Annotated in this window: 11 protein-coding genes; 8 read left to right on the top strand and 3 right to left on the bottom strand. The window is 72.5% G+C overall.

Annotated elements, in window-relative coordinates; translation table 11 throughout:
- Positions 1 to 271 precede the first annotated feature (271 nt).
- On the top strand, positions 272 to 904 hold the full coding sequence (locus tag STRTU_RS13840) for a TetR/AcrR family transcriptional regulator (RefSeq protein ID WP_159743816.1): 633 nt from the start codon (positions 272 to 274) through the stop codon (positions 902 to 904).
- 99 nt (positions 905 to 1,003) lie between these two features.
- Here the strand turns inward: STRTU_RS13840 and STRTU_RS13835 are convergent, their stop codons facing one another.
- Together STRTU_RS13835 and STRTU_RS13830 are read right to left on the bottom strand one after the other, a co-directional pair.
- On the bottom strand, positions 1,004 to 1,444 hold the full coding sequence (locus tag STRTU_RS13835; protein WP_159746921.1) for a nuclear transport factor 2 family protein: 441 nt from the start codon (positions 1,442 to 1,444) through the stop codon (positions 1,004 to 1,006).
- Positions 1,445 to 1,790: 346 nt separating this feature from the next.
- Positions 1,791 to 2,648, bottom strand: a complete 858-nt coding sequence (locus tag STRTU_RS13830; protein WP_159743815.1) for a LysR family transcriptional regulator — start codon at positions 2,646 to 2,648, stop codon at positions 1,791 to 1,793.
- Positions 2,649 to 2,864: 216 nt separating this feature from the next.
- Between STRTU_RS13830 and STRTU_RS13825 the strand changes: the two genes are divergently transcribed.
- The 7 genes from STRTU_RS13825 to STRTU_RS13795 all read left to right on the top strand — a co-directional run bounded on the left by STRTU_RS13825 (position 2,865) and on the right by STRTU_RS13795 (position 10,708).
- The gene (locus STRTU_RS13825) at positions 2,865 to 3,749 is read left to right on the top strand and encodes an EamA family transporter (protein WP_367801186.1); all 885 of its coding nucleotides are present in this window, start codon (positions 2,865 to 2,867) and stop codon (positions 3,747 to 3,749) included.
- 198 nt (positions 3,750 to 3,947) lie between these two features.
- The gene (locus tag STRTU_RS13820; protein ID WP_159743814.1) at positions 3,948 to 4,304 is read left to right on the top strand and encodes a hypothetical protein; all 357 of its coding nucleotides are present in this window, start codon (positions 3,948 to 3,950) and stop codon (positions 4,302 to 4,304) included.
- Positions 4,305 to 4,433: 129 nt separating this feature from the next.
- Positions 4,434 to 4,577 (top strand): hypothetical protein, encoded by a 144-nt coding sequence (locus STRTU_RS13815; RefSeq protein ID WP_159743813.1) that lies wholly within the window; start codon positions 4,434 to 4,436, stop codon positions 4,575 to 4,577.
- A gap of 12 nt (positions 4,578 to 4,589) precedes the next feature.
- Positions 4,590 to 5,393, top strand: a complete 804-nt coding sequence (locus STRTU_RS13810) for a TIGR03084 family metal-binding protein (protein WP_159743812.1) — start codon at positions 4,590 to 4,592, stop codon at positions 5,391 to 5,393.
- A gap of 23 nt (positions 5,394 to 5,416) precedes the next feature.
- Complete coding sequence (locus tag STRTU_RS13805) at positions 5,417 to 7,147, top strand: acyclic terpene utilization AtuA family protein (RefSeq protein ID WP_174878863.1); 1,731 nt, start codon at positions 5,417 to 5,419, stop codon at positions 7,145 to 7,147.
- Positions 7,144 to 8,742 (top strand): acyl-CoA carboxylase subunit beta, encoded by a 1,599-nt coding sequence (locus STRTU_RS13800; protein ID WP_159743811.1) that lies wholly within the window; start codon positions 7,144 to 7,146, stop codon positions 8,740 to 8,742. Before STRTU_RS13805 ends, STRTU_RS13800 begins: the two co-directional genes overlap by 4 nt.
- 7 nt (positions 8,743 to 8,749) lie before the next feature.
- Positions 8,750 to 10,708 carry an acetyl/propionyl/methylcrotonyl-CoA carboxylase subunit alpha gene (locus STRTU_RS13795; protein WP_159743810.1) on the top strand — a complete coding sequence of 653 codons (1,959 nt, stop codon included), beginning with the start codon at positions 8,750 to 8,752 and terminating at the stop codon, positions 10,706 to 10,708.
- Between the two features lie 51 nt (positions 10,709 to 10,759).
- Here STRTU_RS13795 and STRTU_RS13790 read toward each other — a convergent pair whose 3' ends face one another.
- Complete coding sequence (locus tag STRTU_RS13790) at positions 10,760 to 11,962, bottom strand: IS110 family RNA-guided transposase (RefSeq protein WP_159743809.1); 1,203 nt, start codon at positions 11,960 to 11,962, stop codon at positions 10,760 to 10,762.
- Positions 11,963 to 12,095: the final 133 nt, after the last annotated feature.

Genomic DNA, 12,095 nt, shown 5'->3' with positions numbered 1-12,095 from the left:
GTCCGCTGCGCTGTCTTGTCGGGTCCGCTGCCGTCTTGCCGGGCCCGGCGCGGACACGGCGGCCGTTCATGCGTGGCGCGGTGCGGTGTGCAGGGTGCAGGGTGCGTTGCGGACAGGTCAGAGGTCGTCCGGCGGGGTGAACTCGTGTCAGCCGTACCCGAGTTGGCGCATGCACGGCTCCGCCGGGCGCAGCGGATGTATGAGTGCGACACCCGCCCGCCAAGCCAGTATTACACTACACCGTGCAGTGTAGAACGGTTACGATATGCCCATGCCGACCACGAAGACACTGCGCGAGGGATCCACACGGAAGCGGGCCGCCATCCTCACGGCGGCCCGGGAGTTGTTCCTCGCCGACGGCTTCGACCGGTCCAGCGTCGACGCGGTCGCCGCCCGTGCCGAGGTGTCCAAGCGGACGGTCTACGACTACTTCGGCGACAAGCAGACGCTGCTGAAAGCAGTCGTCGACGCCGTCGGCCAGTCACTGATCACCACGGTCCGGCGCACCCTCGACGACACCCTCACCAGCCTCACCGAGGCCGCCGACCTTGAGGACGCGCTGGTCACGTTCTCGATGCGGATCTCGACCGACATGCTCGGCTCGGCGGAGTACGCAACGCTGCAACGACTGGTCCGGGTGGAATCCGGCCACCTGCCGCACCGGGGCTACAACTCCATGGCCGACGCCCCCGACGAGGCACTTGCCGAGCGCTTCGCCGCCTTCGCCGCGGCCGGGCTGCTCGACGTCCCCGATCCCCGCCTCGCGGCCGATCAGTTCATCGCGCTGACCTTCGGCGTCGCGCTGGACAAGCTCGGCTCCGCGAACGCCGCGGAAGACACCCGCGTCCGGCCACTCGTCGTCGAGGGAGTGCGGACCTTTCTCCGGGCGTATCGCAGGGTGTAGGGGCTGAGGCGGCAGCGCCACTGCCGGGGGAAGGGTTGTGCACGGTGGACCGGGCACCGGACCCGGTCGGCGTCTTCCGCGGCAGCGCTGTCCGGATGGCTAGTTGGCCTCGGTGAACGTCTTGCGGGGGTCCTCGCCGGTGGTCCACCAGACGCCGAGGCGTTGGCGGGTCAGGTGCCATCCGGTGGTGTCCCGGGTGAACTCCCAGTCGTAGGGGCCGCCCATGGCGTAGGGCGAGGCGGTTGCCGTGGGGCTGGTGACGGCCACGAACCACATGTAGCCGATGCCGGTCGCTCGGTCGCCCTGCGCCTCGAAGTCCATGTTGAGGATGTGGTGTTGCATGCTGGTGTACGGGGCCTCGGCCTCCATGACCTTGGCCAGGATCGCCTCCCGGCCGTGGATCCGCTCCCACGGGCCGAACTCCAGGACCGCGTCCTCGGCCCAGCAGTCGATCCAGGTACGCCAGTCCTTGCGGTCCAGCGCCCGCCAGCCGTGGATCAGCAGCGCACGCAGGGATTCCTTGTCCTCCAGGCGTTGCAGGCGTTGGGTGAGGGTGGCGAGGTCGGGGGCGGGGGCGGGGGCATGGGCGTCGGCGTCGGCGTGGTTGTGGTCGCCGTTGGGGGTGGGGGAGTTGTTGTCGTTGACGGGGGTGATGGGCACAGGGGCTCCTCTGCGGGGCGGCGGTGGGGAGGCGGATTACGGGCACCGGGTGGCGGGGCGGCGACGAGAGGGTCGTGCCGCCGGAGGTGCCGGATGCCGTAACTCTGTGCCGACGAAGGGCAGGCAGCCAGGACGGGCCGAGACCGGGTACCGCACACCCAGGCAGCGGACCGCCCCCCGGCTCCCCCGCCTACGGATGGTCAGCCACCGCCCATCGGCTCCCCCGCTACCCCCGCCCCATCACCTCATGGGCCAGCGCGATCAGGTCCGGGATCCGCGGATGCCCCGGACCATCGCGCCAGGCGATGACGACGGGGACGGGTGGGGCGTCGGTGAGGGGGACGTAGGCCATGGCCGGGTGGGGGTGCATTTCGGCGGTGGCGGAGGTGGTGACGCCTACGGCGCGGCCGCCGGTGATGGCGGCCAGCCAGTCGTCGCTGTTGCCGATGGTGATCGTGGAGGCGGGGCGGGCCGAGGGCGGCCACAGGTCGAGAGAGGTGACGCCGGAGACGGTGTTGACGGCGATGGTGCGGTCGGCCAGATCGGCGAGGGAGAGCGTGGTGCGGTGGGCGAGCGGGTCGTCGGCGGGCAGGCCCGCGACTCTGGGCTCGGTGGTCAGGCGCTCGGTGATCAGGCCGGGGGCGCTGACCTCGCCGCGCAGCAGGGCCGCGTCCACCTCGCCGCGGGCGAGACCGGCCGTGCGGTCGTCGATACGGAGGAGTTCGAGCGGGGTCGCCGGGTGCTCCTCGTGCCAGCGGCGGAGCAGCGTGGTGGTGTCCGTACCGGCGCCGGCCCAGGCATGGCCCAGCCGTAGTGGCCAGGCGGTGCGGTGGGCGTAGCCGAGCGCACGGTCGAAGGAGGCCACGGCGACGGCGGCGCGGTCGCGGAAGGACAGGCCGTCGGGGGTGAGCGCGAGGTGATGGGTGGAGCGGTCGACGAGATGGACACCGAGGGACTGTTCCAGCTGGCGCAGGGTGCGGGAGACGGCCGGCTGGGTCAGATGCAGCCGCTCGGCGGCGCGGGTGATGCTCAGGGTGTCGGCGATGGCGAGAAAGCAGCGGAAATGACGCAGCTCGATGCTCATGCGTGCGGAGCATAACAACAGGAGAAAGCGCATTTCACGGACCGGAAGCGCGGGCCGTAGCGTGGTGGCGTGAATGCTTCGCCCGAGCGACCCGATGGCGGCACCCCCGGCACCCCCGCCGGCCCCGCGACCCCCGCCACTCCCTCCCCCTCCGTGGACTCCGCGCCCGCCCATGACGGCGGGCTGGTGCACCCCATACCGCCGTCGCCCGAGGTGCTGACGGCGGAGGCGCAGGCCGGGGGCGGCGGCGCGGCGGGTGCGCGCGGGCGGATCGGGTCGGTGGCGCTGGTCATCGGCGGGATCGTGTCGCTGCAGTTCGGCTCGTCGGTGGCGGTGCTGCTCTTCCCGCGGGCCGGTGCGCTGGGTGTGGTCACCCTGCGCCTGGTGGTCGCCGCGCTGGTGCTGCTGGTCGTCTGCCGCCCCAGGCTGCGTGGCCATGCGCGGGGCGACTGGGCCACGGTGCTGGCCTTCGGCGTCGCACTGGCCGGGATGAACTCGCTCTTCTACCAGGCCATCGACCGTATTCCACTGGGCGCCGCGGTCACCCTGGAGTTCCTCGGGCCGCTGATCCTGTCGGTGGTCACCTCCCGCAGGCTGCTGAGCCTGGTGTGGGCGGCGTTGGCCCTGGGCGGGGTGGTGCTGCTGGGGCGCGAGGGGCTCGACGGGCTCAACCTCGTCGGAGCGGGGTTCGCGCTGGCGGCCGGCGGGCTGTGGGCCGCGTACATTCTGCTCTCCGCCCGTACGGGACAGCGCTTCCCGCAGGCGGACGGGCTGGCGCTGGCGATGACCGTCGCGGCGCTGCTCAGCCTGCCGTTCGGCATCGTCAGCGCGGGTTCCGCCCTGCTCAACCCGGTCACGCTGGGGCTGGGCGCCGCGGTCGCCCTGATGTCGTCCGTGCTGCCCTACACACTGGAACTGCTCGCCCTGCGCAAGCTCCCGGCCGCCGGTTTCGCGGTGATGATGAGCCTGGAGCCGGCCGCCGCGGCCACCGCCGGATTCCTCGTACTGCACCAGGCACTGGGCTGGGCCGAGGTACTGGCGATCGGCCTCGTCGTGATCGCGAGCGTGGGGGCGGTACGGAGCGCGGGGGCGCACAGCTGAGCCATGGGCCGGGCGGCCTGGCCGCCCGCCAGTCCCGGCCGACGTGGCCGCCCGCCCGCCAGACCTGCCCGGCCTGGCGGCCCGCCAGGCCCGCCCGGCAGCCACGTCAAACTCCTCAAATCGCCGCCTCCGCAACCCACTTCCACCCCCCGGCGTCCCCCTCCACAACGGACGGCTGACGATCACCCGGGAGAGCGCATGGCGAAGAAGGACCGGACGAAGGACCAGAAGAAGGACCAGACGAAGGGCCAGACGACGGACGCGGCGCGGGAGAAGGACCGCGAGAAGTGGATGGCGCGACTCCAGGTGCGGCTGGTCACTCAGCCGGGCGTGGACCGGGCGGTGGTGCTCCAGGCGGTCAAGGAGGTCACGGCGCACTGCGCGGAGACGGGAGAGCACCCGCGGGATGCCTTCGGTGACCCGGACGCCTATGCCGTGCAGACCGCCGCGCGGCTGGCGCCCGCGGACCGGGCGGCGCGCGAGAGGCGGCGCGACTCCATGGTGGGCACGCTCGGCTCCGCGCTGAAGAGGGCGGGGGAGGTCACCGGCCTGTGACCGGTTGAAGCGACAGGCGCGGTTGAAGCGACGGGCGCGGTGGAAGCCGCGTGCGCGGCGGACGGCTCCTCCCCTTCTCACGTAGCAACTACTTCCGCCCCGCGGGGCAGCGCCGCTGACGGAAAAATCATGCACGCATGCTTGATTGTTTCCGGCGGCGCTGCCACGCTCGGAGCGCACCCGCACCACACCGCACCCGTACGGCCGCAGCGCTTCGCCGCGGCCGTCGCCGTTTTCCAACGCGCCCCGCTGTTCCGGCAGTTGGGTGGATGAGGGGAGTGTCGCGTGTCCGATCCCGGCGCCGTACTGGCGGATCTCAGGGCGGAGAGCGAGGAGCTGGACGCACTGGTCGCCGGGCTGCCGGCCGAGCGCTGGGCGGTCCCGACGCCCGCCGAGGGCTGGACCGTCAGCCATCAGATCGCCCATCTGGCCTGGACCGACCGGCAGGCGCTGCTGTCCGCCATCGACCCGGACGGGTTCGCGCGGGCCGCGCGGGAGGCGTTCGCCGCACCGCTGACCTTCGTCGACGAGGCCGCCGAGGCAGGTGCCCGTACGCCGCCCGCCGAGCTGCTCGCGCAGTGGCGGGCGGGGCGGGAGGAGTTGCAGCGCGCGCTGGCGGAGCGGCCCAGCGGCGAGAAACTGCCCTGGTACGGCCCGCCGATGAGCGTGGCGTCGATGGCCACCGGACGGCTGATGGAGACCTGGGCGCACGGCCAGGACGTCGCCGATGCGCTGGGCGCCACCCGCACCCCCACCGCCCGGCTGCGGCATGTCGCCCGGATCGGCGTACGGGCCCGGAACTTCTCCTTCGCGGCACATCAACTCACCCCGCCCGCCGAGGAGTTCCGCGTCGAGCTGCGGGCGCCGGACGGCACGGTGTGGGAGTACGGTCCCGCGGCGGCCGGGCAGCGGGTGACGGGCGAGGCGCTGGAGTTCTGTCTGCTGGTGACCCAGCGGGCGCACCGGGCCGATCTGCCGTCCGTACGGGCCGAAGGGGCGGACGCGGAGCGGTGGCTGGAGATCGCGCAGGCGTTCGCGGGGCCGCCGGGGAAGGGGCGGGCGCCGTCCGGGAAGGCCGCCACGTCATGAGCGGCGGCAGCGCCGTGCGCCCCATGAGCGGTGGAGACGCCGTACGTCCCATAGGCGCCGACCCCGCCCTGCTCCGCGTCGGCAATGCCTCCGGCTTCTACGGCGACCGCTTCGACGCGCTGCGCGAGATGCTCACCGGCGGGCCGCTGGACGTCCTGACCGGCGACTATCTCGCCGAGCTGACCATGCTGATCCTCGGCCGGGACCGGCTGAAGGACCCCACCCGCGGCTATGCCAAGACCTTTCTGCGGCAGTTGGAGGACGGGCTCGGCCTGGCCGTCGAGCGCGGGGTGCAGATCGTCGCCAACGCGGGCGGGCTGAACCCGGCCGGACTCGCCGATGCCGTAAGGGAGTTGGCGGCCAAGGTAGGGGTGTCAGTCAGCGTGGCGCATGTGGAGGGGGATGATCTGCTGGCGCGCGGCGGGTGGGGCGAAGGGGTGCTGACCGCCAACGCCTACCTGGGCGGCGGGGGGATCGCCGCCTGTCTGCGGGCCGGTGCCGATGTGGTGGTGACCGGCCGGGTCACCGATGCCGCGCTGGTCAGCGGCGCGGCCCAGGCGCACTTCGGCTGGCGGGCGGAGGATCTGGACCAGCTGGCCGGTGCGGTGGCCGCCGGGCACGTCCTGGAATGCGGCACCCAGGCCACCGGCGGCAACTACTCCTTCTTCGGCGCCCATGACCTGCTGCGGCCCGGCTTCCCGCTCGCCGAGATCGCCGCCGACGGCAGCTCGGTGATCACCAAACACCCGGGCACCGGCGGCGCGGTCACCACCGGCACGGTCACCGCCCAGCTGCTGTACGAGACGGCCGGGGCCCGCTACGCCGGGCCGGATGTGACGGCGCGGCTGGACACCGTACGGCTCACGGAGGAGGCGCCGGACCGGATCCGGATCGACCAAGTACGGGGCGAGGCGCCGCCGCCGACCCTCAAGACCGGGCTGACCCGCCTCGGCGGCTGGCGCAACGAGGTCACCTTCGTCCTGACCGGGCTGGACGTCACGGCCAAGGCCGTGCTGGTCCGCCGCCAGATGGAGGCGGCCTTCAACGGGGCGGGGAACCCTCCGGCCGAGGTGCGCTGGACGCTGGCCCGCACCGATCACGAGGACGCCGACGTCCAGGAAGAGGCCAGCGCGCTGCTGCGCCTGGTGGTGCGGGATCCCGACCAGGACGCGGTCGGGCGGGTGGTCAGCGGCGCCGCGATCGAGCTGGCGCTGGCCAGCTACCCCGGCTTCCATGTCACCGCGCCGCCCGGCAAGGGCACCCCGTACGGGGTCTTCGAAGCGGTGGCGGTGGACGCGGCCGAGGTGCCGCATCATGCCGTTCTGCCGGACGGCACTCGCGTCAGCTGTCAACCCGTGCCCGAAACCCGGGAGTTGGTGCGGCTGCCCGACCCGCCGCTGCCCGAACCGCTGCCCGCCGGGGCCACCCGGCGCGGGCCCCTCGGCCTGGTCGCCGGGGCCCGCAGCGGCGACAAGGGCGGCTCGGCGAACGTCGGGGTGTGGGCCCGCACCGAACCGGCCTGGCGGTGGCTGGCCCATGAGCTGACCGTCGAGCGGTTCCGGCAACTGCTGCCCGAAACCGCCGAACTGCCGGTCGACCGGCACGTACTGCCGAATCTGCGCGCGCTCAACTTCGTCGTCGACGGGCTGCTCGGCGAGGGCGTCGCCGCGCAGGCCCGGTTCGATCCGCAGGCCAAGGCGGTGGGGGAGTGGCTGCGTTCGCGGCACATGGACATACCGGAGGTGTTGTGGTGACCGTGCTCGGAACCGGGCTCGACCCGTCGGGCGCCGAGTACGCGGAGCGTCGTACGGCGATGCTCGCGAAGCTGGCGGAGATCGAGGCCGAACACACCAAGGCGACCGAGGGCGGCGGCGAGAAGTACGTCGCCCGGCACCGCAAGCGCGGCAAACTGCTCGCCCGGGAGCGGATCGAGCTGCTGGTCGACCCCGACACCCCGTTCCTGGAGCTGTCGCCGCTCGCGGCCTGGGGCAGCGACTATCAGGTCGGCGCCTCGCTGGTCACCGGCATCGGGATCGTCGAGGGCGTGGAGTGCCTGATCACCGCCAATGATCCGACGGTGCGCGGTGGCGCCAGCAATCCCTGGACGCTGAAGAAGTCCCTGCGTGCCCACGAGATCGCCTTCGCCAACCGCCTTCCGGTGATCTCGCTCGTCGAGTCCGGCGGCGCCGATCTGCCCAGCCAGAAGGAGATCTTCATCCCGGGCGGGGCGCTGTTCAAGGACCTCACCCGGCTGTCCGCGGCCGGTATCCCGACCGTCGCCGTGGTCTTCGGCAACTCGACCGCGGGCGGGGCGTACGTCCCGGGGATGTCCGACCACGTGATCATGGTCAAGGAGCGCGCCAAGGTGTTCCTGGGCGGCCCGCCGCTGGTGAAGATGGCGACCGGCGAGGAGAGCGACGACGAGTCGCTGGGCGGCGCCGAGATGCACGCCCGCACCTCCGGGCTCGCGGACCACTTCGCGGTGGACGAGCCGGACGCGCTGCGCCAGGCCCGGCGGGTCGTCGCCCGCCTCAACTGGCGCAAGGCGCAGCCCGATCCGGGCCCGGCCGCACCGCCCAAGTACGACGAGGAAGAGCTGCTCGGCATCGTCCCCGGCGACCTCAAGGCCCCGTTCGACCCCCGCGAGGTCATCGCCAGGATCGTGGACGGCTCGGACTTCGACGAGTTCAAACCGCTCTACGGGCCGAGCCTGACGACCGGCTGGGCCGAGCTGCACGGCTACCCGGTCGGCATCCTCGCCAACGCCCAGGGCGTCCTCTTCAGCGCCGAGTCCCAGAAGGCCGCCCAGTTCATCCAGCTGGCCAACCAGCGCGACATCCCGCTGCTCTTCCTCCACAACACCACCGGCTACATGGTCGGCAAGGAGTACGAGCAGGGCGGCATCATCAAACACGGCGCGATGATGATCAACGCGGTGTCGAACTCGAAGGTCCCGCACCTGTCCGTCCTGATGGGCGCCTCCTACGGCGCCGGCCACTACGGCATGTGCGGCCGCGCCTACGACCCCCGCTTCCTGTTCGCCTGGCCCAGCGCCAAGTCCGCCGTCATGGGACCGCAGCAGCTGGCCGGCGTGCTCTCGATAGTCGCCCGCGCCTCGGCCGCCGCCAAGGGGCAGCCGTACGACGACGAGGCCGACGCCGGGCTGCGCGCGATGGTCGAGCAGCAGATCGAGTCCGAGTCGCTGCCGATGTTCCTGTCCGGGCGGCTCTACGACGACGGCGTCATCGACCCGCGCGACACCCGAACCGTCCTCGGCCTGTGCCTGTCCGCCCTCCACAACGCCCCGGTCGAGGGCGCGCGGGGCGGCTTCGGCGTCTTCCGGATGTGAGGCAGAAGTGATCCGTTCCGTACTCGTCGCCAACCGCGGCGAAATAGCCCGCCGGGTCTTCCGTACCTGCCGTGAGCTGGGCATCTCCACCGTCGCTGTGCACTCGGACGCGGACGCCGGGGCCCCGCACGTATGGGAGGCCGACACCGCCGTACGCCTACCGGGCGACGCCCCCGCCGACACCTACCTGCGCGGCGATCTGCTGGTACGGGCCGCGCGGGCCGCGGGCGCCGACGCGGTCCACCCCGGCTACGGCTTCCTCTCCGAGAACGCCGCCTTCGCCGCCGCGGTGACCGATGCGGGCCTGGCCTGGATCGGCCCGCCCGTTGCCGCCATCGAGGCCATGGCCTCCAAGACACGGGCCAAGGAACTGATGGCCGAGGCCGGGGTGCCGCTGCTGGCCCCCGTCGACCCCGGGCAGGTCACCGGGGCCGATCTACCGCTGCTGGTGAAGGCGGCGGCGGGCGGCGGCGGCCGCGGCATGCGGGTGGTGTCCGAACTGGACGTTCTGGAAGGGGAGTTGAAGGCCGCGGCAGCCGAGGCCGCGTCGGCGTTCGGCGACGGCGAGGTGTTCGTCGAGCCCTATGTCGTCGGCGGCCGCCATGTCGAGGTGCAGATCCTCGCCGACGGACACGGCACGGTCTGGACCCTCGGCACCCGCGACTGCTCCCTCCAGCGCCGCCACCAGAAGGTCATCGAGGAGGCCCCGGCCCCCGGGCTGTCCGAGGAGCTGCGGACCACCCTGCACGGGGCCGCCGAGCGGGCCGCCCGCGCCATCGGCTACCGGGGCGCGGGCACCGTGGAGTTCCTGGTGGACCGCGCCGGACGGGCGTACTTCCTGGAGATGAACACCCGCCTCCAGGTCGAACACCCCGTCACCGAGGCGATCTACCGCCTCGACCTGGTCGCCCTCCAGCTGAGCATCGCCGAGGGCCGCCCCCTGGACCCCGCACCCCCGCCGCCTCACGGACACGCCGTGGAAGCGCGCCTCTACGCGGAGGACCCGGCGGCCGGCTGGCAACCACAGACCGGCACCCTGCACCGCCTGGAGCTGCCCGACGGCGTCCGGCTGGACTCCGGGGTGACGGACGGCGACACCATCGGCGTCCACTACGACCCGATGCTCGCCAAGGTCATCGCCTGGGCCCCGAGCCGGGACGAGGCCGTACGCAAGCTGGCGGGCGCCCTGGAACGGGCCAGGATCCATGGCCCCGTCACCAACCGCGACCTGCTCGTACGCTCCCTGCGACACCCCGAGTTCACAGATCCCGGCGCCCTGGACACCGGCTTCTACGACCGCCACCTCGCCGAACTGACCGACTCCGACTCCGGCGCCGACTCCGGGGCCGCAGGCGCGGCACTCTTCGCGCTCGCCGCCGCCCTCGCCGCCGCCCACGGCCGCTCCCGCTTCGGCGGCTTCCGCAACGTCCCCTCCGGCCCCCAGACCAAGACCTACGCCCGCGCGGGCACCGAGCACACCATCCGCTACCGCCTCGGCCGCGACGGCCTGCGGGCCGAGGACTTCCCCGGCGTACGGCTGCTCACCCTCGGCTCGACCGAGGTCGTGCTGGAAGTCGACGGCCTGCGACGGCAGTTCACCATCGCCCGCTACGGCGACCAGGTCCACGTCGACGCCCCACCGATCCCCGGCACCACCACCCCCGCCTCCCACACCTTCACCGCCTTGCCCCGCTTCCCCGACCCCACCGCCCGTACGGAACCCGGCTCCCTCCTGGCACCGATGCCCGGCACGGTCGTACGCATCGCGGACGGCCTCACCGAGGGCGCCCAGGTGACGGCGGGCCAGCCCCTCCTCTGGCTGGAGGCCATGAAGATGGAGCACAAGATCACCGCGCCGGCCGCCGGCAGCCTCACCGCCCTGCCCGTGCGTACTGGCCAGCAGGTCGAGGTCGGGGCCCTGCTGGCCGTCGTGGCCGAGGCGACCGAGGCGACCGAGACGGGCTGACCCACCGCACCTCACCTCACCCACCGCACACAAGGAGTCTCAATGAACGAGTCAAGCCTGCTGCGCGACGGGCAGGGCGGGGGTGAAGACCCGGTTGTCGCGCAGAAGAGCCCACAGAACGCTGGCCCGTCGCCGAGCCAGAGCGATGACGGCCTGGACATGCTTGCAGCCCTCGCCGCGCTTCTTGAGGTAGAAGTCGCGGTTCGGCCCCTCGCGGATGATGCTGGTCTGCGCGGACATGTAGAACACCCGTCGCAGTCGGCGGCTGTAGCGCTTGGGCCGGTGCAGGTTGCCGGTCCGGCGTCCCGAGTCGCGTGGGACGGGCACGAGCCCGGCCGCGGAAGCGAGATGGCCGGCGTCCGCGTAGGCAGCAAGGTCACCTGCGGCAACGACGAACTCGGCGCCGAGTATGGGGCCCATGCCGGGCAGGGACTCGATGATCTCCGCCTGCGGATGACTGCGGAAGGTCTCGCGGATCTGCTTGTCGATCCGCTTGAGCCGGTCATCCAGGGCGAGGATCTGTGCGGCCAAGTCGGCCACGATCTGCGCGGCGACGTCCTCGCCCGGCAGCGCGGTCTGCTGGGCCTGGGCGGCTTCCAGCGCGGTCGCCGCGACGGCATCGGCACCTCGCACGCTGCGGTTGGCCAGCCATGCCGTCAGCCTGGCCCGGCCGCGGCGGCGGATCGCGGCCGGGGTCTGGTAGCCGGTCAGCAGCACCAGCGCGCCCTTGTGGCTGCTGTAGTCGAAGGCCCGCTCCAGCGCGGGGAAGACACCGGTCAGCACGTCGCGCAGGCGGTTGATCATCCGCACCCGGTCAGCCACGAGGTCGGCGCGGTGGGCGGTCAGCAGTGCGAGGTCGGCGGCCAGCTGGGCCGGCACGCCGATCACGGCGAAGTCGCGGCGATGGCGGGCGGTTTCGGCGATGACGTAGGCGTCGCGGGCGTCGGTCTTGGCCTCGCCATGGTAGGCGCCGGACATGCGGTTGACGGTGCGGCCGGGCACGTAGACGGCCTGCTGGCCGTGGGCTGCGAGCAGGGCCAGCAGCAGCGCGGAGGACGTGCCGCAGATGTCCACCGCCCAGGAGACCTCGTCCGCCAGATCGAGGATCTCGCCGAGCGCGGTCAGGATCGCCGATTCGTCGTTGTCGATCTTCTTCGACCACAGGGTCGCGCCGGTCTCGTCGACCACCGCCGCCCAGTGGTGGCCCTTGCCTGCGTCGATGCCGGCCCAGACCTGGGCCTGCCGCTTGTCCACTTGCCCCTCCTCGTTCCGCACAGCGTGCCGTCGGCCCGAGGAACACCCCACTGTCATCTCCGTAAACAGCGACCGCACAAGGCGCGCACATCTCAATCAGCAGCCAGGGCGCCCCGGAGAGCCGGACGGCCAC

The organism is Streptomyces tubercidicus (assembly GCF_027497495.1).
Taxonomy (GTDB): domain Bacteria; phylum Actinomycetota; class Actinomycetes; order Streptomycetales; family Streptomycetaceae; genus Streptomyces; species Streptomyces tubercidicus.
Note: the sequence above shows the minus strand (reverse complement) of the source record. Positions and strands in the feature narration are given on the sequence as shown.

Bases quoted from the DNA above. Each gene is read 5' to 3' on its own strand.
- STRTU_RS13840 (WP_159743816.1), top strand. From the start codon at position 272: ATGCCGACCACGAAGACACTGCGCGAGGGATCCACACGGAAGCGGGCC.
- STRTU_RS13830 (WP_159743815.1), bottom strand. From the start codon at position 2,648: ATGAGCATCGAGCTGCGTCATTTCCGCTGCTTTCTCGCCATCGCCGAC.
- STRTU_RS13820 (WP_159743814.1), top strand. From the start codon at position 3,948: ATGGCGAAGAAGGACCGGACGAAGGACCAGAAGAAGGACCAGACGAAG.
- STRTU_RS13815 (WP_159743813.1), top strand. From the start codon at position 4,434: ATGCACGCATGCTTGATTGTTTCCGGCGGCGCTGCCACGCTCGGAGCG.
- STRTU_RS13805 (WP_174878863.1), top strand. From the start codon at position 5,417: ATGAGCGGTGGAGACGCCGTACGTCCCATAGGCGCCGACCCCGCCCTG.